Origin of the sequence: Methyloceanibacter sp. (assembly GCF_050726195.1) — a bacterium.
GTDB lineage: Bacteria > Pseudomonadota > Alphaproteobacteria > Rhizobiales > Methyloligellaceae > Methyloceanibacter.
Map to the genome: position 1 here is coordinate 39,021 of NZ_JBOHJC010000009.1, position 18,611 is coordinate 57,631.

Annotated in this window: 15 protein-coding genes; 3 read left to right on the forward strand and 12 right to left on the reverse strand. The window is 62.7% G+C overall.

Features of this window, described 5'->3' with window-relative positions; translation table 11 throughout:
• Nucleotides 1–113 precede the first annotated feature (113 nt).
• On the reverse strand, nt 114–1,553 hold the full coding sequence (locus ACRECX_RS08015) for a calcium-binding protein (protein ID WP_431558305.1): 1,440 nt from the start codon (nt 1,551–1,553) through the stop codon (nt 114–116).
• A 50-nt stretch (nt 1,554–1,603) separates the two neighbouring features.
• Nucleotides 1,604–3,262: a calcium-binding protein gene (locus tag ACRECX_RS08020; RefSeq protein ID WP_431558306.1), complete on the reverse strand. Its 1,659-nt coding sequence runs from the start codon at nt 3,260–3,262 to the stop codon at nt 1,604–1,606.
• Nucleotides 3,263–3,679: 417 nt separating this feature from the next.
• Between ACRECX_RS08020 and ACRECX_RS08025 the strand changes: the two genes are divergently transcribed.
• A complete protein-coding gene (locus ACRECX_RS08025; RefSeq protein WP_431558307.1) occupies nt 3,680–4,660 on the forward strand; it encodes an AraC family transcriptional regulator in 981 nt (326 codons plus the stop codon).
• 35 nt (nt 4,661–4,695) lie between these two features.
• On the opposite strand, the gene ACRECX_RS08030 is transcribed toward ACRECX_RS08025, so the two are convergent.
• From ACRECX_RS08030 to ACRECX_RS08070, 9 genes are all read right to left on the reverse strand, one after another.
• The gene (locus ACRECX_RS08030) at nt 4,696–6,525 is read right to left on the reverse strand and encodes a M10 family metallopeptidase C-terminal domain-containing protein (protein ID WP_431558308.1); all 1,830 of its coding nucleotides are present in this window, start codon (nt 6,523–6,525) and stop codon (nt 4,696–4,698) included.
• 47 nt (nt 6,526–6,572) lie between these two features.
• Nucleotides 6,573–8,519 (reverse strand): autotransporter-associated beta strand repeat-containing protein, encoded by a 1,947-nt coding sequence (locus tag ACRECX_RS08035; RefSeq protein WP_431558309.1) that lies wholly within the window; start codon nt 8,517–8,519, stop codon nt 6,573–6,575.
• 30 nt (nt 8,520–8,549) lie between these two features.
• A complete protein-coding gene (locus tag ACRECX_RS08040; protein ID WP_431558310.1) occupies nt 8,550–10,061 on the reverse strand; it encodes a calcium-binding protein in 1,512 nt (503 codons plus the stop codon).
• A gap of 30 nt (nt 10,062–10,091) precedes the next feature.
• Nucleotides 10,092–11,438 carry a calcium-binding protein gene (locus ACRECX_RS08045; protein WP_431558311.1) on the reverse strand — a complete coding sequence of 449 codons (1,347 nt, stop codon included), beginning with the start codon at nt 11,436–11,438 and terminating at the stop codon, nt 10,092–10,094.
• Between the two features lie 259 nt (nt 11,439–11,697).
• Nucleotides 11,698–12,777: an AraC family transcriptional regulator gene (locus ACRECX_RS08050; RefSeq protein ID WP_431558312.1), complete on the reverse strand. Its 1,080-nt coding sequence runs from the start codon at nt 12,775–12,777 to the stop codon at nt 11,698–11,700.
• Between the two features lie 136 nt (nt 12,778–12,913).
• Nucleotides 12,914–13,477 carry a helix-turn-helix transcriptional regulator gene (locus ACRECX_RS08055; RefSeq protein WP_431558313.1) on the reverse strand — a complete coding sequence of 188 codons (564 nt, stop codon included), beginning with the start codon at nt 13,475–13,477 and terminating at the stop codon, nt 12,914–12,916.
• 7 nt (nt 13,478–13,484) lie between these two features.
• Nucleotides 13,485–13,814: a hypothetical protein gene (locus ACRECX_RS08060; RefSeq protein ID WP_431558314.1), complete on the reverse strand. Its 330-nt coding sequence runs from the start codon at nt 13,812–13,814 to the stop codon at nt 13,485–13,487.
• Between the two features lie 2 nt (nt 13,815–13,816).
• Nucleotides 13,817–14,893: an AraC family transcriptional regulator gene (locus ACRECX_RS08065; RefSeq protein WP_431558315.1), complete on the reverse strand. Its 1,077-nt coding sequence runs from the start codon at nt 14,891–14,893 to the stop codon at nt 13,817–13,819.
• 110 nt (nt 14,894–15,003) lie between these two features.
• Entirely contained in the window at nt 15,004–16,389 is a 1,386-nt protein-coding gene (locus tag ACRECX_RS08070) for an ABC1 kinase family protein (protein WP_431558316.1), read from the reverse strand.
• A gap of 108 nt (nt 16,390–16,497) precedes the next feature.
• Here ACRECX_RS08070 and ACRECX_RS08075 point away from each other — a divergent pair, with 108 nt between their 5' ends.
• On the forward strand, nt 16,498–17,430 hold the full coding sequence (locus ACRECX_RS08075) for an endonuclease/exonuclease/phosphatase family protein (protein ID WP_431558317.1): 933 nt from the start codon (nt 16,498–16,500) through the stop codon (nt 17,428–17,430).
• 34 nt (nt 17,431–17,464) lie between these two features.
• On the forward strand, nt 17,465–17,917 hold the full coding sequence (locus tag ACRECX_RS08080) for a DUF411 domain-containing protein (protein ID WP_431558318.1): 453 nt from the start codon (nt 17,465–17,467) through the stop codon (nt 17,915–17,917).
• A 97-nt stretch (nt 17,918–18,014) separates the two neighbouring features.
• Here ACRECX_RS08080 and ACRECX_RS08085 read toward each other — a convergent pair whose 3' ends face one another.
• Nucleotides 18,015–18,602 (reverse strand): DUF6790 family protein, encoded by a 588-nt coding sequence (locus tag ACRECX_RS08085; RefSeq protein ID WP_431558319.1) that lies wholly within the window; start codon nt 18,600–18,602, stop codon nt 18,015–18,017.
• Nucleotides 18,603–18,611: the final 9 nt, after the last annotated feature.

The window sequence follows — 18,611 nt, forward strand, 5'->3', positions numbered from 1 at the left end:
TGAGGCAAATCCTCGGCGATACGGGCGCGGATCACAACCCTAGTAATACTGGCGGGGATAATGAAGAGGCAGTGACATGGTCCTTGCGGCCGCGTGCGCCTGTCCTGGAAGGATTAGAGGATAAAATCCCCGGCGCTGAGGGCGCCAACCTTGACCATGATCTCGAAATCGGCCTTGCCGTCGCCGTTGACGTCGCCCTGGACGATGACTTTCGAGCCGAGATCCTGGTAGCGGAGCTCGCCCTTCGTCTCGCTGAAGTCGTCTTTGCCGATGAACTCGAACTTGTTGTTGCCGGAGACGCCAGTCTTGGCGTCGATGCCGCGCAGGTCGATGTCGTCCTGGCCGCGCTTGAAGTCCATGATCTTGTCGCGCTGCCCGCCCGTCTTCGACTCCTTGATGCTATTGAAGTCGAAGTCGTCGTTGCCCATGCCGCCATACAGCACGTCGCGATGAGTTCCGCCGGTCAGCACGTCGTTGCCGTCACCGCCCTTCAACGTGTCCTTGCCGGACCCGCCGCGCAGGTCGTCGGCGAACTCCGAGCCGATGATCGAATCCTTGCCACCGCCGCCATCGACAAAGGGAAGCCCGGTCTTGGAGTCGAGACCGGAGAAATTGAACACGTTGCCGGCGGACGTGCCGAACAGGCCCTTGCCGTTGCCCGCCCATTGCTCGATGGAGAAAGCGCCGGCATTGAACCCCGTCAGCGTGGCGGCGGCGCCCCCCGTTACCTGCAAGGTATCGGTTTGGTTGCCCCCGACGAACGTATCGCCGAGCCCTTGGCTGCCGGCGATGAAGAAAACGTCGTTGCCCGATTGGCCGTCCAGATAGTCCGCACCGGCACCGCCATAAATGAGATCGCCGGATGCCCCGCCCTTGATCAAATCGTTGCCCGGACCGCCGTACAGATGATCGATCCCGTTACCGCCGCGAAGGACGTCGTTACCCGAATCGCCGAACAGAAAGACCTCCGTGCCGCCCCCGCTGGAGAGCGTGTCGTCGCCGAGACCTCCGGAAATAATGTTGTCGAGCAGATTGCCCTCGATGATGTCGTTGCCCTGCTCGCCGAGTGCGTTGAGGCTGACACCGATATCGATAGTGTCCGCGCCCTTGCCGCCAGCGATCGTTGTGCCCACCGTGTTTCCGGTGAAGATGTTATCGCCGTCATTCAGCAGTGTGTTGATCGCGGGACCCGTCGTCACGAAAAGGCTGTAGTCGCCGGTATTGTCGTTGCCGAACTCCCGCAATTCGGCGAAGTACGTGCCGCTCGTCGCGGGCGTGAATGCGATGAACGCGTTGGCGGTGCCAGCGCCGCTATTGTCGTCAGCGAGAAACAGCGCTCCGTTTGCGTCGCGCAGGCCGAGCACCGCATCGCCTTCGGTGACGGAGCCGGTATCCAGAAAGCTGAAATAGAAGCGATACGTGACGCCGGCCGTGAGCGAGAGCTTCACCCAGTCGGTGTCACCAGGCTTTTCGAGCTGGCCCGAAAACGAACCGACTTCCGGCGTTCCTTCCAGAACCGCCGTGGTCGAGGTGTTTCCTGCAACGTCAACCATATTGCTGCACTCCTTGCGGCGTCAGGTACCTGCCGCGCATTTTCACGGGGCTAGAGGACAAAGTCGCCAGCGCCGAGCGCGCCGGCCTTGACCATGATCTCGAAGTCGGCCTTGCCGTCGCCGTTCACGTCGCCCTGGACGATGACCTTCGAGCCGAGATCCTTGAAGCGCAGCTCGCCCTTCGTGTCGCTAAAATCGTCCCGGCCGATGAACTCGAACTTGTTGTTGCCGGATACACCGTTCTTGGCGTCGATGGTCTTGAGGTCGATGTGGTCCTTTCCGCGCTCGAAGTCCGTGATCTGGTCGCGCCGCGATGCGCCGGTCTTCGATTCTGAAATCTTGTTGAAGTCGAAGAAATCCCGGCCGTCGCCGCCGGTCAGGATATCGCGCTGGTTGCCGCCGGTGAGGATGTCCTTGGCCTTGCCGCCCTCCAGCGTGTCCTTGCCGTTGCCGCCGTTCAGCTTGTCCTTGCCTTCGAAACCGAACAGCTCATCATCACCGCCTTTGCCGTTGACGGTGCCGCCTTCGCGCCGGCTGGTCAGCAGGTCGTCACCGCTCGTGCCGTTGATCGTGGCGCCACGCGGATCGAAGATCGCGGTGAACACGTCTTCGTCGCCGGTAAAATCAAAGCCGTCCATGGCAAAGGCGATGCGGCCATCCTTCAGGAGTGTGGCCTGAGCGGCATCTAATCCGCCCGCCCGTACGGTGAACTCGGAGCCTATGGGGTCTCCCCCGGAATCGAATCGCTGCGCCAGTACTGCACTTTGGGCATCGTGCTCCCACATGACGACAAACCCGCCATCGGCCAGGGCCACGACACTGGCACTGCTCTGATTGCCCGTCTCGGTCGTGTTGACCTGGAAATTGACCCGAACCTGCGCGCCGGCGTTGGTGTAGACGCTCGCGCCAATGCCGGTGCCCGCGCCGTCGATCATCTCGTCGGTCCATACCACGACGAAGCCGCCGTTCTTGAGCGCGGCGACGTCGGGAAATCTCTCATCGTTGATTGAGTTCGCGCCGACAACGTCGGTAATGGCAATCGCCTGCGTGCCATACACGGCGTACATGATGTCGTGGTTGTTGTTGTCGCCGCTGACCTGGTCATCAAGAACCACGATGAAGTTGCCGTTCGAGAGCGTGGCCACCTGGTGGTTCTGTGACACATCCGTTTCGTTCAGAACGTCGAACTGACCGCCGACAACACCGGTTCCGCCGACAACCCTCGCGACAACGTCGTAATCGACGCCACCGCCGGTGACCACGTTGTAGGCGATGGTGTAGACGCCATCTGCCAGGGCCGTGATCTCTGGATGAATGGTATGCGCCGTGCTGACATCGATTGTGTCGGTGCGGACCAGGCCGAGATTGGAGTTAAATACCCGCACGTAGAGATTGGCATCGCCGCTTGCGCCGTCGTCGTCGGCGAAGGCCACCGCGATGTTGCCATTGGATAGAAGCGTGACGGACGGCTCGGTACCATCCACATTGGACTGGCTGATCCTGACCTCCCCGCCAGCCTTGTTGCCGAGGAAATCGTATTTCTGGGCGACGACGGCGCTTCCGGGACTGTGAACGCCGCTGTGATCTTCCCACACGACGAGATAGCCGCCGTCGGGCAGAGCAAGGAGCTGGCTGTTGAGCTGTTGCTCGGCGTTGTCAGACGTGTTGACCAGGCTTGAAGCCTTCCAAACCGTAGGGGTCGTAGCCATGCGCGTAATCTCCCTTGCGCCGCCGGCCATCGCGGCAGGCGGAAACCTTGAGGTCGCTGCCTGGTGCAGCGCCTGGCTATGTTGAGGATGGAAAGTCCGCGCCGTTGCGGACCTGGACGGCGCGGCCGCTAGTCAGGCCCGCGCCGGAGATTGGTTAAGCGGCCGCGCCGTTGCGGACGCCGCGGGCAGGTGCGAGCCTGAATGACCGGCCTCGCTCCAACCCATTGACGGTCCGCCGGCAAATGGCCCCCCGCGACGAGGCTTACAAGCATCGGGGGAAAATAAATTTCACACAGGGAAACTAGGGCGATGCAGATTTTCGCTCATGCGCATTGGGCGCAGGTTTTTTGGCCGGAAAGTGCTAAATTGCCTCACGACCTGAGCAGGAACTGAGCCGGAACCGATGTCAGCACGCGCATGACGGAAAAGATCGTCTTCGCATCGGACCAGTTGCCGGCGGAACTCAACGACCAGCAACGCTTTTCGCTTTGGCACGATCTCTACGCCGCGCGCTACGGCGAGTGCGATATGTCAGCTCACCCCAGCTCGCCCTTTTCGGCACGCACCGAGTTTGTCTTGTTCGGCGAGATCGGCGTCACGCGATTTATCGTGCCCCTCGATCGCCAAGCCCGCACGGCGCGGCAGGTTGCCGCCGACGCGCGCGACGATGTTTTTATCGGCTTCAATCTCGGCACGGCTATCGGCCAGCTGTGCCAGCGAGACCGCGAGCTCGTCATGGGAGCAGGGGAGACGATGGTCTTCACCAACGCCGAACCGTTCGCTACCCAGCATGATGGCGTGGTAAAGGCGATGGGCGTGAGCTTGCCGCGCCGCGCGCTGCACGAAATGGTCGATGGCTTGGAGGACCGCTTTCCCTCGGGACTCGATACCAACAATGCCGCCACACGGCTTCTGGAACGTTACCTTGAATTTCTGCTCGCACCGCAGGCGTTCGACAACGACCCCGCGGTGGTTGCCCACATCTCCCGGACGATGCTCGATCTCGTTGCGCTGTCGCTCGGCGCGGCTAACGATGCCGCCGAGCTCGCGACCATGCGCGGACTGCGCGCCGCGCGTGCCCGCGAGATCGTGGCGGAGATCAAGGCGGGCTTCGCCGATCCCGCCTTCTCCCCTGGAGAAGTCGCCCGCAAGTTTGGGGTTTCTACGCGCTATCTGCAGGATCTGTTGCAGGAGACCGGTGCGAGCTTCTCTGAGCGCGTGCTTGAGCTGAGACTTCAGAAAGCGCGCACCATGCTCACCGATCGCCGCAATGATCGGCTGAAAGTAGGCGAGATTGCGCTCGCCTGCGGCTTCAGCGGCATTGCCTATTTCAACCAGACCTTTCGGCGCCGCTTCGGCGCCTCGCCCAAAGCGTATCGTGGCGGCCGGGCAGTCTGAGGCGCACCTAGACCCCCGCGTAGCGACGAGCCCGGCTAGAGCACGAAATCGCCGGCGCCGAGCGCGCCGGCCTTGACGAAGATCTCGAAGTCGGCCTTGCCATCGCCGTTGACGTCGCCCTGGACGATGACCTTCTTGCCGAGATCCTCGTAGCGGAGCTCGCCCTTCTTCTCGTGGAAGTCCTGCTTGCCGATCCATTTGAACTTCTGATTGCCGGGGCCCTTCTTGGCGTCGATGCCGACGAGATCGATGTGATCCTGGCCGCGCTTGAAGTCCATGATCTTGTCGCGCTGCCCGCCCTTCTTCGACTCTTTGATGCTGTTGAAATCGAAGAAGTCGCGGCCCGCGCCGCCATAGAGCACGTCGCGATGGGCGCCGCCGGTGATGACGTCGTCGCCGGTGCCGCCCCAGAGCTTGTCCTTGCCCGCACCGCCGAGCAGCGTGTCGTCGCCGGCGAGGCCGTAAAGCTTATCGCCACCGCCCTTGCCGAAAATGGTGTCGGCCCCGGTGGTCGCACACGGTTGGCCGGCCACCGTCTGAGTGGCGTTGATGAGGTTGCCGGCGCCGGTGCCGTTGATGATGGCTCCGTCCGCCATGAGCGTCACGTCATTGCCGTCGCCGCCCTCGTAGCTGATGATGAACTTGCGGCCGCCGGTGACGAGAGTCGCACCCTCTGCGAGGCCCGCGAAAGTGCCGATCACCGCATCGTTGCCTTCGTTGTCGATGATGGTGATGGTTTCGCCGGCATCAGGGTGGTAGTTGCCGATGCGCGCGCCCATGAGCGTGGCATTGCCAAGCACCACCGCGCCGATCACGTCCAGCTGGTCGGAAAGACCCTGTCCAAGTTCGACGCTGAAGACCCCGCCGGATTGGAACGTCACCGCGTCGGCACTGAGCGTACCGACGCCCGCGCCGGGTTTGAGGATTCCACCCCCGGCGACGACGACATCTCGAACGCTGCCGTCGCCCTGTAACGTGGCGCCGCTGTTGACGGTCGTGAGCGGGCTCGCGATCGAACCGTCGACCTGCAGCACGCCGCCGTTCACGCTGGTCACATCGCTATAAGTGTTGACACCGGACAAGGTGAGCGTGCCGGTTCCGACTTTGACCAACGAGCCGGCCGAGCCGGGCGCGTTGACGATCGCCCCGCTCAGGGTCGTCGACAGATTGTTGCTGCCGACCGTAAGCTCGTTATTTCCCAGGCTGTACTCGCCCGCCCCTTCGATCGAACCGGCGCTGATCTTTCTGAGACCGTTCGGACCGGTCGTGCCGGCGAACGAAACGAGCCCCCCGGCTTCGGTGATGAACCGCGCCTCGCCGCCCGTGCTGCTGTGGAGGAAGTTGGTGGTGCCGGTGGGCCCCGTCGTTATGGTGGCGGCGCCCGCAGTGCTGTCGAGGCGGAAAGTCACGTCTGCAGTGTTGGATATGGTTGCGTTGGCGGCCGAGCTTGTTCCCCAGAATTCAACCGCGCCGCTGGCGTTATTGACGATCGCGGCGTTGCCGGCCGAGCTATCGTTACTGAACGAGACAAGACCTGTGTTGATGATCCTGGCGTCACCCGCCGAACTCGAATTGCTAAAGGCAAGACTGCCCTGATTCATGATCGCCGCGCCGCCGCCCGCGATCTCGATGCCGGCGCCGGTGAACAACAAGTCAGCGCTACTCCCGACGGCGAAGGAGTAGTTGGATGCGCCGACTCCAAACGTCCAGCCGCCGACTTGGGTAACGGGTGCCGAAAGGGTCAGTGCCGTTACATTGGAGAAGTTGAAGAAGGCGGTTTCATCGGGAACCGCCGCCGGGGTCCAGTTGGCGTTCGTGTTGTAATCGCCGGAACCCGGAGTCTCGAGCCATGTTGCGCTGGTCATTGTGGATCTCCCTAAACGCTGAACAAGATAAGGAAGTCACGCTGAAACTAGAGGACGAAGTCGCCTGACGAGAGCGCGCCAACCTTGACGAAGATCTCGAAGTCGGCCTTGCCGTCGCCGTTGACGTCGCCTTGGACGATGACCTTCGAGCCCTTGTCCTCGTAACGGAGCTCGCCCTTCTTTTCGTGGAAGTCGCTCTTGCCGATGAACTTGAATTTCTGATTGCCGGACACGCCCGCCTTGGCATCGATGTCCTTGAGGTCGATGTGATCCTGGCCGCGCTTGAAATCCATGATCTTGTCGCGCTGGCTGCCCTTCTTTGTCTCCGAGATCTTGTTGAAGTCGAAGTAATCGCGGTCCGCGCCGCCATAGAGCACGTCGCGGCCGGCGCCGCCGGTCAGCACGTCGTCGCCATCGCCGCCCATAAGCCGGTCTTTTCCGGACCCGCCAAAGATCACGTCGTCGCCGGCAAGGCCGTGGATCGTGTCGTTACCGCCGTTGCCGAAGATGGTGTCGTCGGCCGTGGTCGACCACGGCTGTCCTGCCACGCTCTGCGAGGCGTTGATGACGTTGCCGCCACTGGTGCCGTTGATGATCGCTCCATCCCCCGTCAAGGTCACGTCGTTGCCGTCGCCGCCCTGATAGCTGATGATGAACTTGCGGCCGTTGGCGACCAGAGTGGCGCCCTCGGCGAGGCCGGCGAACGTGCCGAGCACCGTGTCGCTACCGTCATTGTCGATGACGGTGATCGTGTCGCCGACGGCGGGATGGAAATCGCCGATACGAGACCCCATCAGCGTGGCGTTGCCGAGAGCGACCGTGCCGTTCACGTCGAGTTGGTCTGACAGCGCCGTTCCAAGCTCGACACTGAAGATTCCGCCCGACTGGAAGGTCACCGAGTCGGTGCTGAGCGTCCCGATCCCGGCGCCGGGCTTCAGAATTCCACCGCTGGCGACAACGACCTCTTGCACGGTTCCATCGCCCTGCAGCGTGCCGCCGTCGTTCACGGTCGCGACCGGGCTCGCAATCGAACCGTCGACTTGAAGCACGCCGGCATTCACTGTGGTGTCGCCGCCATAAGTGTTGGCTCCGGTGAGGGTGAACGTACCAGTACCGACCTTGACCAACGACCCAGCGGTCCCCGGTAAGTTGATGATCGTCCCACTCAGGATCGTCGAGAAATTGTTGCTGCCGATGGTGAGCTCGTTGTCTCCCAGGCGATATTGGCCTTCGCCTTCAATCGACCCGGCGCTGAACTTTCCGTCGCCATTCGGACCAGTGGTGGAATGGAACGAGACGAGCCCGCCAGCGTCGGTAATGAACCGGGCGTCGCCGCCCGTGCTGTTTTCGACGAAGTTGGTAGTACCGGCGGGTCTAGTGGTTATGGTGGCGTCGCCGGCGGTGCTGTTGCCCTGGAAACTAAGGGTGCCGATCTTGACAGTGATATCGGCGTTGCCCGCCGTGCTGTCGCCAAGAAAGCGGACAACACCTTCACTGTTAATGACCGCAGCGCCGGCTGAGCTCGTCCCGTTGAACTCCAAAGTGGCCGCATCACCGTTGAAGATTGTGGCACTTCCGGCCGAGCTCGCCTCGTTGAACGAGATGCCATTGGCATTCGTGATGTCGGCGTCGTCGGCCGTGCTGCTGCCGGAAAACTGCAAACCCCCGTTGTTGATGAACTTCGCGCTGTCGGCGGAGCTCGCGTTGTTGAAGCGCAGAGTGCCGACAGTGGTGATTGTCGCGCTGCCGCCGTTGATCTCGATACCGGCACCGTTGAAACTGAAGGTATTGCCACCCGCGACCGTGAAACTGTAGTCGGACGCATTCTGATTGAAGCTCCACCCGCCGGCCCCCGCGCTCGCCGAGATGGTCAGCGTGGTCACATTGGAGAAGTCGAAGAAAGCGGTCTCGTTAGGAATTGCCCCGATGCTCCAGTTGGAGGGTGTGAAGTAATCGCCGGAACCGGGTGTCTCGAGCCATGTTGCGCTTGCCATCTCTGAATCTCCGTCGCTTGGGAGTGGCGCTTAGAGGATGAAGTCGCCGGCCGAGAGCGCGCCGGCCTTGACGTAGATCTCGAAGTCAGCCTTGCCGTCGCCGTTGACGTCGCCTTGGACGATGACCTTGGAGCCGTTGTCCTCGTAGCGGAGTTCGCCCTTGGTCCCGCCGAAGTCGTCCTTGCCGATGAACTTGAACTTGTTGTTGCCGCCGACGCCCGTCTTGGCGTCGATGTTCTTGAGATCGATGTGATCCTGGCCGCGCTTGAAGTCCATGATCTTGTCGCGCTGCGAGCCGACCTTGGACTCCGAGATCTTGTTGAAATCGAAGAAGTCGCGATCGGCGCCGCCAGTGAGAACGTCGCGGCCGGCGCCGCCTGTCAGCACGTCGTCGCCGTCGCCGCCCTTCAGAGTATCGTTGCCGGACCCGCCGCGCAGATCGTCCACAAAGTCGGAGCCAGTGATCTTGTCGTTTCCGCCCATGCCGTCGATGAAGGGAAGCAGTTTCACCTCGTCTATGGCGGCGAAGTTGAACGTGTTGGCCCCGCTGGTGCCGAAGAGACCGAGGCCGTTGCCGTCCCAGGCCTCGACCTCGGAGATCTGCGCGTCGAAATTGCGGAGGGTGACAGGAGCTCCACCGTCCAACTGCATGCAATCGATGCCGGCACCGCCGCGAAACGTATCGTCGATGGACTCGTTGCCCTTCAGTCGGAAAAAGTCGCCATCGTTGCCGCCATACATCTCGTCGACGCCAGGTCCACCAATGAAATGGTCGAAGCCGTCGCCGCCGAACAATTTGTCATTGCCGGTGCCGCCGTACAGGACATCGCTCTCAGTATTGCCAAAGAGCGTATCGTCGCCCGACCCGCCCCAGAGGTAGTCGGCACTGCTTCCGCCGACGATGGTGTCGGTGCCGGCGTCGCCGAACAGATAGTCCTTACCCCCGCCACCTTGGATGATGTCGTCGCCGAGACCGCCCGAGATGCGGTTGTCGAGATCGTTGCCGGTAATGGTGTCGTTGCCCTGCTCGCCGAGCGCATCATTGGCCTCACCGAGAGTGATGGTGTCGTCGCCCCTGCCGCCGAGAATTCTCTGGTCTGGAGTGCCGGTGTACGTGTTGTCGGTGCCGTCCAGGATGTGATTGGTCAGTCCGTCGCTCTCCATGAAGAGGATCGAGTAATCGCCGACCCGGTCGTCGCCGAATTCGCTCGCCTCGACGAAGTAGGTGCCTGTGGTCGGGGCGATAAACGACACATAGGAGTTCTGGTCTCCATCCGCGCGGTCGTTGTTGGAGGCAACGATCACGCCATTGGAATTGTAGATGCGCAGCATCGAGTCGCCACCGCTTGCGGGCACCACACTGTTCTGGAAGTGCATATGGAACTCGTAGATCACGCCTGCTTCGAGCTCGATTTTGATCCAGTCGCGGTCGCCGGAGACTTCAAGCTGGTCCGAGAACGTCGCGAACGCGGGGACTGAAGACGTCCCCAACGCGCCTTCGAACATCGCTGTCGTTGTGCTATTTGCAGGAATGTCAACCATGATTGATCTCCATCGTCAGTGTGTGTGGGGTTAGAGGACGAAGTCGCCGGCCGAGAGCGCGCCGGCCTTGACCATGATCTCGAAGTCGGCCTTGCCGTCGCCGTTGACGTCGCCTTGGACGATCACGGTCGAGCCCTTGTCCTCGTAGCGCAGCTCGCCCTTGGTCTCGCCGAAGTCGTCCTTGCCGATGAACTTGAACTTGTTGTTGCCGCCGACGCCCTTCTTGGCATCGATGTCCTTGAGGTCGATGTGGTCCTGGCCGCGCTTGAAGTCGGTGATGACGTCGCGCTTCGCGCCGACCTTCGACTCGGAGATCTTGTTGAAGTCGAAGAAGTCGCGCCCCGCGCCGCCTGTGAGCGTGTCTTTGCCCGCGCCGCCACGGAGCACGTCGGCGAAGTCTGAGCCGGTGATCTTGTCGTTGCCGCCCTTACCGTCGATGAAGGGAAGTTCGAGCTTCTTAACGAGGGCGGCGAAGTTAAAGGTATTGGCCGCGCTGGTGCCGAAGAGGCCGTAGCCGTCTCCATCGAACGTCTCGATGGACGAGGCGGCAGCATTAAAGGTAGAGAGAGTGAGGGGACTATTCCCCCAATTCAATACTGTGTCATCGTCGGCTCCGCCATTGATGACATCGCCAATCCCATTGCTTCCCTGAAGGTAGAACAGGTCATTTCCGGCGCCGCCATAGAGCTCGTCCGCGCCGGGGCCGCCCAAAATCCCGTCACTCCCGCTTCCGCCGTAGATCGTATCGTTGCCGGCATCGCCGAACAGATAGTCTGTGCCGCTGAGCCCGTGCAGATGGTCATCGCCAAGGCCGCCGAACAGATAATCCTGTTGGATGCCGTCGCGGCCAATGAGGGTGTCGTCGCCCTGCTCGCCGAGCAAGGTGCCCGCGCCGTCGGCGACAGTGATGCTGTCGTTGCTCTTGCCGCCGGCGATCACTTCCCCGGCTTGGCCGCTATAGGTGTCGGGGAGGTTGGAAAGGTCGACGAACGTCTCGCCGTCATTCTTAAACTTGTAAGCGACGCTGTATTGCCCGGCCTTGTTGTCGCCCGATGCCGCCACCTCGATGTAATAGGTGCCGGCTGACGAAGGCTGGAACTCGATGAAGGAGTTGAGGCTCGACTGACTCCTGTCGTCGTTCCCGACCACAAAGTTTCCGTTCGCGTCGTAGATGCGCAGGAACGAGTCGCCGGTCGTCGGGTCGGCCCCGGCCTCCTGGAAGTGCAGCCAGAATTGATACGTCTTGGTCTGGTCAAGATAGACCTTGATCCAGTCCTTATCGCCGGGCGTCTCAAGCGAGCCGGAGAACGAACCCCAGCCCCCCGGTGCTCCATCGAACCAAGCCGTGGTCGTGGTGTTGGCAGGAATGTCGACCATGGTGATCCTCCTTCAGTCGCGTCTCTGTGCCGGTTTCGGGCAAAGCGGGACCGTTGCGTGCCGAGGCATGTCTCGGCCCGATGCGTCTCCGTTCACTTCGAATTCCGGCTGGGCATTGCTGCCCGCTCGCGTCGCTATTTGGGTGCTAAACGAAGGGAGGGGAAGACCGACTCATGTCGCTCACAGCAAAGGTACCGTCGCTCTCAGCAAAGCCGGAAATGTCAGGAAAAACCGTCGCTTATGGCCTGTCGCCAGACCTCTAGCACAGATGGCGCGGCGTTCGCCCCGTCGTGGCGGTGGCGCGTACACCGCTCGGCGTATCGCCGAACCGGGCGCGGAACAGGCGGTTGAAATGGGTAACGTTGGTGAACCCGGCCTGTGCCGCGATCTCGGCAATCGTCGCCTCGCTGAACAGCGGACGCGACAGCAGCTCGTAGGCATGCAGCAGGCGGCGCTCCAGGAGATGCTCGTAGAACGTCTTGGTGGTCTCCGCCAATAGGCGATGAACTTGGCGCCCCGAGATATCGAGCTCGTGCCCGATCGTCTCGGCCGAGAACGCCGAATCTGCGAACCGCAGCTCAATCGCCCGGAGCACGGCGCCGAGGCGCGCCACTTTCAGCCCGCGGCTTTCGATCAGCGCCCGTCCCGCATGTGACGGGTCGAGCAGAAGGGCGATGAGGTCGACAATCTGTTGTCCGATGGCCGCGCGACGCTCTGGTGGCGTCGGTTCCGTCCGGCTGCTGACCAGAGGCACGATGTTCTGGATCAACGGCAGGAGGGGGCTTCCAGGTGCCAAAGACCTCACGTGGAGATCGAAGCCGCGCGGCATCAGCTCAAGCAACGCCTTGCGGTCGACCCTAAGAATGGCGGTTGGGCAACGGTTCCCGGCCTTGACCACATAGGGACGGTCATGGGCGAGAAAAAACGCGCCGCCTTTGGTGAACGGCAACGTCTCGCCGTCGGGTAGGCTGACGTTCATATCATCGCCGCAAAGCGTGAGACTGAAATCGTCAGCCCCGTTGCGGGCATGAATGGGCGTGCGATGGTAACGCGAACTCTGGACGTCCAGGCGAATGATGGTGAGCGCGCCTGCGCCCCACATCTCGATTTCACCGTCGAACGTGCCGGGCGACTCAATCGTCACGTCGGCCTCGCCGACCCGCGCCCCGCCCCAGAGATTGCGCCAAGCCTCGAACTTGTCCGTGCGTTCGAGCCCGCGAGTAGAGAAGCGGAAATAGGGGGGCGGCGCAGAAGCGGCCGCCTCTGGTGCCGAGATGGACTCCCGGCCCGTTGATATACCTGATGCTGTCGGAAAATCGCCGGATGCCTGCAAACCCATGGCAAAAGGCCGATTGGCTTCCCCTACAAGCTGCGATAGCAGGCCAAATGGGTTCGCGTTCCACGACCTGCAAGCCCCTCAGGAAACATTTTTGAGCGTCATGAAAGGCGGCTTGGGGGAGCTTCGGGCTCTTGGTTTATACTGATTTGCCAAGACCTTGACGCAAATCGCGCAGCGTGTACCGCGTTGCCGTCGCCGCGCGCACACCTGTGGGCGTATCGCCGAATCGCGCGCGGAACAGGCGGTTGAAATGCGTGACGTTGGCGAAGCCCGCCTGTTCCGCGATCTTGACGATCTTTGCCTCGCCGAACAGGGGGTTCGAGAGCAGTTCGTACGCGCGCAATAGCCGCCGCTCCAGCAGATGCTCGTATAAGGTCTTGGTGGTCCCCTCCAAAAGGCGATGCACCTGGCGCCCGGAAATGCCGAGCTCGTGCCCGATCGCCTCGGCCGAGAACGCCGGATCGGCGAACCGCCGATCGATCGCCTGCAAGACCGCTCCCATGCGCGCCGCCTTCAGCCCGCGGCTCTCGATCAGCGCACGCCCGTCGCGCGAGGGATGGAGTAAAAGCGCGACGAGATCGATGATCTGCTGCCCGATGGCCGCGCGCCTTGCCGGCGTGGTCGGCTCCGTCCTGCTGGTGATCAACGGCACCATGTTGGCAATTAGCGGCACCATGCCGTTCCCCGCGAAGCTTTGCATGGCGGCTTCAAAATCGCGCGGCAACAGCTCGAGCAGCGTGGCACGGTCGATGCGCAGGAGACGGCTCCTTGACGATCATACTGGCGACCGAAAGAGGACCGGCGCGCCACAACTCGATCTCGCCTTCGAAACTCTCAGGCGAGTCGGTCGTCACATCGACCTCGACGATCCGCCGCATCCACAAATCGCGCCACGTCTCGAACTTGCCGCCGGCAGGAATATCGCGCGTCGAAAAGCGGAAATGGTCGGGTGGCGCGGATGGCTCGGTCTGAGCGGGCGCCTGTTCACCGTGCCCATCAGCCGGCCTCAATGGATCGCTGGCGTCCGTTCGCTCCATGGCTATTTGTGGCTGAGATCTCGCGACAAAGCACCACTGTTGTGCTCATAGGCGGCGGTCTCAGAAGCGCGCACGGAAGCAGGCGTCTCACCGAAGCGGGTGCGGAACAGGCGGTTGAAATGGCTGACATTGGTGAAGCCGGTCCGCTGGGCGATCTCGGCGACCTTGAATCTGCCGAAGCGCGGACTGGTCAGCATCCGGTAGGCGCATTGCAGGCGGCATTCGAGCACATGCTCGTAAAATGTCTTGGGCGTCTCCTCGAGTAGGCGGTGCACCTGCCGCGCCGAGACGCCAATCTCGTGCGCCACTTGTTCGGCGGACAACCCGGGGCTGGCAAAATGCTTGCTGATGGCCGTGAGCACGGCGTCCGTGCGCGCGGCCTTCAGGCCCCGGCCACCAATTAGCTCCAGCGCATCGCCGCTGGTGCCGACGGCAAGCGCGATGAGGTCGCAAATATGCGTGCCAAACACTTCGAGGAGAGCGGGGTCCGCCGTGGCCTCTAGGGGCTCAAACGAATCGAGATAGCTCTTGACGAGGCGCATGGCCGGCAGATCGGCCGACAGAGACTGGGGTTTGAGCTCCCGCGGCACCAGGCGCTCCAGCACCCCAGGCGCGAACTTGAGCGCAAGCCCCTGGCTTTTGCCAAGAACGTGGCAGAATGCCGGGTCGCCGACCGGCGCCAGAAATCCAACTCCGGGGTCCATGGCCCGTGACGTCTCGCCCTGTTCGATTCTGTAATTGCCGCCAACGCCCATATAGAATGACGGCGCGCCATCCGATCGCTCGACGTCCACTCGCGTGCGCACATAGGTCACTGGCGTGCACGCCATACGACTGATATGCACGCCACCTGCAGCGACGCCCTCGACTCGCGCTCCAAACGGTCGATCAGACCGATTGACGATGTCGGAATTGAAGTAGGGGAGCACGAACGCTTCGCGGAAGGCGGTAAAACGGTCGTGCTCGGGGAAGGCCTCGGTGGAGAAAACGAACCGGCCAGGCGGCGGCTCGGGCGCCGCCTGGCCATCGGCGGCCCCTCCATCGACACCAGGTTCGGGCTTATCCCCTGGCTTCGCCATCACGGCACCTTGCTGTTCCGCACTGAATTACGGAAGCAACAATCTGCGGCTGTCTACCCTAATGTTTCCTGTATAGGCTGTGAATGCGATTTGCTTGCCGCGCCAGAGACTTAGTCGCGTCCGTCCGGCAGCGGCACGCCGGCGGCAGCGAACGCCTCGCGCTGGCGACCGGCGACGTCGGCGAGGTCCGATCCGGCGATGGTGTCCTCGAACAGGCGGTGATAGTTGAGCTCGGCGTTGAGATGCAGGAACACCCCGCCGAGTCCGATCGCCGCCCGGTCCATGAACACGAACTCCCGCGGCACCGTCACCGGCCCTTTGTCGCGCAAGCCCTGATGCACCCTGAACGCCTCTTTGCGGCCATAGGCACCAGGCCGCTCGTGCTCGGCGATGGTGCGCACGCGATCTTCAAGCATCGGCCCATAGATGAAGTTCGCCCAGATATTGAGGATGTCGATCAGTTCGTTCGACAGGCCGCCGAAGCCCCACGTCTCGTAAGCGTGTACGATGAGCGCGCGGTCGTTCCGCAACAGCCCGTTATAGAGATCGATGACGCCTTGAACGAATTTCGGCGCGAAGGTGCGCATGCAGCCATAGTCGAGCAGGTTGATGCCGGCCGCCCTGCCCTCCGCATCCTCGAACACGGTGTAGTTGCCGAGATGCGGGTCGCCGTGAATCACCCCATAATGGCTGAACGGGTACCACCAGGCGCGGAACATGGCGCGGGCGATGTGGTTGCGCTCCTCGAGGGCGCGCCCCGTGTAGTCAAGGAGCCGCCCGCCGTCGAGCCAAGTCATGGTGAGGAGGCGCCGCGTCGATAGCTCCGGCACCACCTCCGGCACGCGGATCAGGGGATCGTCCTTGAAGAGGATGCCGTAGAGCCGCGTGTGCTTGGCCTCCAGCTCATAGTCGAGCTCTTCGCGCAGCCGCGCCGAAATCTCCTTCAGCATCTCCGAAGTCTCGATGGCGGGGCGCATGCGGCGATGGATGGAGAACAAGATGCTGAGCTGGGCGAGGTCTGCCTCGACCGCCGACTGCATGTCCGGGTATTGCAGCTTCACCGCCAACTGCCGTCCGTCATGGGCGCGCGCCTTGTGTACTTGGCCGAGCGAGGCGGAGGCCGCGGCCTCGTACGTGAAGCTTGCGAACTTCGCCTCCCACTCGGGCCCAAGCTCCGCCGCCATGCGCCGCCGCACGAAGGACTGGCCCATGGATGGCGCATGACTCTGCAATTGGCCGAGCTCGGCGGCATATTCGGCGGGCAGCGCCTCGGGAATGGTGGCAAGAAGCTGCGCCACCTTCATGATCGGCCCTTTGAGGCCGCCTAGCGCGGCGGCGAGCGCCGCGGCGTCCTTGTCGCGCTCCGGATCGAGCCCGAAAAAGTGCCGTCCGGCGATTCGCGCGGCGACCCCGCCGACATTGGCGCCGACCCGCCCATAGCGCAGGGCGCGCGCCGTGAACCTGTTTCTTTCGCGGTCGGAAGGCGCGTCGGTCATGACAAGACGAAAAACGTTTCACCCACGGGTAAGGCTTCCTCCATATAGGGACGCTTCCAGGCCCGCGCCCAACCCCTCTTGCATATGACCTCAAAGACGCACGAATTCATGTCGAAATTTCTGAGAGCGATTGTGGCGGTCGGTCTTGCTTTTGGCGCAGGGCTCGTCGGCCTTGGCCTCCTCGCCAATTGGTACCCGGCGCTCGACATTCTTAATAATGGGCTCCCCTTCCTGGCCGCAGGCGCGCTTGCGCTGCTCGCCCTAGCCTTCGCCACACGCGGGCGCGCGCTGATCTGCACCTCGGCCATTCTTCTCGCGGTCAGCTTGGCATTGCTGCTCACTGGTCTGCCGGGGCGCGCCCCCGACGCGTCCGAGGGATCGGTGCGGTTCTTGCGAGTCGCAACCTTCAATCTGTGGGGGAAGAACGGCCAAGCAGACACCGTTCTGAAATTTGTGGATGAGACCGGCGCCGACGTCTTGGTGCTCCAGGAGGTGCGCGGGCAGCACGCCGCATTTCTCGATGCGCTCGGCGCCACCTACCCGCATCGCGCCGGCGGCGGCACGATCGTCATCCTATCCAAGCATCCGATCCTCGCCGACGGCCGCATCGATCGCGAAGGCTACCCGCCTTGGATTTCACTCCTGGTCCGCTGGGTCCGGCTCGACGTGGACGGCAGAGAAATCGACCTCGCCGGCGTGCATCTGGCCCGGCCGTTCTACCCCGAGCTACAAAACGCCGACATCGTCAATTTGGCGGCGTTCGCTCTGAGCCGGCCCGGCCACCTGATCCTTGCCGGCGACTTCAACATGACACCGTGGACGTGGCAGCTGAAGAAATTCACGCGGGCCACCAAGCTCGGCCGCTTCAATACGTTTTGCCCGACCTGGCCGATGCGCTGGCGGGACCTGCCGCTCGTGCCGCTTTTCCCCATCGACAATGTGTTCGCCTCGCGCCACTTTGCGTCCCTTGGCGTCACAGTAGGGCCGCGGCTCGGGTCGGATCACCGCCCTGTGATCGCCGACATTGCCCTGATCGACTAGTATCCGTAGTAATGCACTCGTGCGGAGTTGGGTTATGACCTTGCAAACCGTTTTTGCCTTTTGTCTCGCGCTTCTGCTGGCATCGCCGGCGCTCGCCGCGACGGACCAGCCGTCCATCGAAGTTTGGAAGTCGCCGACTTGCAGCTGCTGCGGCAAATGGGTGGAGCATCTCGAGGCGAGCGGCTTTGCAGTCACGGCCAATAGCGCCACCCCCTCAATGCTCGACCGTCTCAAGCGCGAAGCGGGCATCGCCGAGAAGCTCGCCGCCTGCCACACCGGCAAGATCGGCGGCTACGTCATCGAAGGCCATGTGCCGGCTTCCGACATCAAGCGGCTCATCGCCGAGCGCCCCGACGCCATCGGCCTCACCGTGCCCGGTATGCCGCTCGGCTCGCCGGGCATGGAGCAGCCGAACGGCGAGACGGAAGCCTATGACGTGCTGCTGGTGAAGAAGGACGGCACCGTCGAAGTCTTCGCCCGCCGCTGATCCCGAGCAGAAATTGTAGCCCGGATGGAGCGCAGCGAAATCCGGGGCAGCCTCTCAATCACTCCCGGGTTACGCTTCGCTTCACCCGGGCTACGAGCTACTCCTTGACGAATTTGTCGAGCGCGTCCTTGTAGGATCGCATCGCGCGGCGCGCCACTTCGAGCTCCGCCTCGAGCGCTAGACTGTCGGGAGACTTCGGCCGCGGGCGCCGCGCCGCCACCAAGAGAAGCGCGAGCACGGCCATGGGCGTCAGGAAATCGGTGACCAGGATCGGTCCGGCATTGCCCGGCGTGAGATTGCCGTGGGCGACGATGTCGTGCACATGGCCGATACCCGCCCCGATAAGAAAGCACGACGCGGCGATGGCCACCGCCACCCGCGCGTAGAAGCCGGTGAACGCCGCATAGAGGCTGGCGAGGCCTATGCCGAGATTGGCGTAGCCCACCTCGAACTGGAACGGGCTCGGCGCCCAGCCGATGTCGGCCGCGGCCCGGTCGGGAAAGAACACGTGCCCGACAAAGGCCCACAAGCCCTGCACCCCCAGAGGGAAGATGAAGACATAGCAGAGCAACCGGTCGACGACGAAGGCCTGCATGATGGGCCGCGGGCCGCGCCACACTGCGATGCCCCAGCACAGAAGCGCCGCGATCCACACCAGAATGGGAACGAGCGACACCTGCGTCATCGCGGCTTA

What these genes read in the sequence shown, in the direction of transcription:
- ACRECX_RS08060 (WP_431558314.1), bottom strand. Translation starts at nt 13,814, where the DNA reads ATGGAGCGAACGGACGCCAGCGATCCATTGAGGCCGGCTGATGGGCAC.
- ACRECX_RS08040 (WP_431558310.1), bottom strand. Translation starts at nt 10,061, where the DNA reads ATGGTTGACATTCCTGCAAATAGCACAACGACAGCGATGTTCGAAGGC.
- ACRECX_RS08025 (WP_431558307.1), top strand. Translation starts at nt 3,680, where the DNA reads ATGACGGAAAAGATCGTCTTCGCATCGGACCAGTTGCCGGCGGAACTC.
- ACRECX_RS08080 (WP_431558318.1), top strand. Translation starts at nt 17,465, where the DNA reads ATGACCTTGCAAACCGTTTTTGCCTTTTGTCTCGCGCTTCTGCTGGCA.
- ACRECX_RS08075 (WP_431558317.1), top strand. Translation starts at nt 16,498, where the DNA reads ATGTCGAAATTTCTGAGAGCGATTGTGGCGGTCGGTCTTGCTTTTGGC.
- ACRECX_RS08035 (WP_431558309.1), bottom strand. Translation starts at nt 8,519, where the DNA reads ATGGCAAGCGCAACATGGCTCGAGACACCCGGTTCCGGCGATTACTTC.
- ACRECX_RS08050 (WP_431558312.1), bottom strand. Translation starts at nt 12,777, where the DNA reads ATGGGTTTGCAGGCATCCGGCGATTTTCCGACAGCATCAGGTATATCA.
- ACRECX_RS08020 (WP_431558306.1), bottom strand. Translation starts at nt 3,262, where the DNA reads ATGGCTACGACCCCTACGGTTTGGAAGGCTTCAAGCCTGGTCAACACG.
- ACRECX_RS08045 (WP_431558311.1), bottom strand. Translation starts at nt 11,438, where the DNA reads ATGGTCGACATTCCTGCCAACACCACGACCACGGCTTGGTTCGATGGA.
- ACRECX_RS08085 (WP_431558319.1), bottom strand. Translation starts at nt 18,602, where the DNA reads ATGACGCAGGTGTCGCTCGTTCCCATTCTGGTGTGGATCGCGGCGCTT.
- ACRECX_RS08055 (WP_431558313.1), bottom strand. Translation starts at nt 13,477, where the DNA reads ATGCAAAGCTTCGCGGGGAACGGCATGGTGCCGCTAATTGCCAACATG.
- ACRECX_RS08065 (WP_431558315.1), bottom strand. Translation starts at nt 14,893, where the DNA reads ATGGCGAAGCCAGGGGATAAGCCCGAACCTGGTGTCGATGGAGGGGCC.
- ACRECX_RS08030 (WP_431558308.1), bottom strand. Translation starts at nt 6,525, where the DNA reads ATGACCAGCGCAACATGGCTCGAGACTCCGGGTTCCGGCGATTACAAC.
- ACRECX_RS08015 (WP_431558305.1), bottom strand. Translation starts at nt 1,553, where the DNA reads ATGGTTGACGTTGCAGGAAACACCTCGACCACGGCGGTTCTGGAAGGA.
- ACRECX_RS08070 (WP_431558316.1), bottom strand. Translation starts at nt 16,389, where the DNA reads ATGACCGACGCGCCTTCCGACCGCGAAAGAAACAGGTTCACGGCGCGC.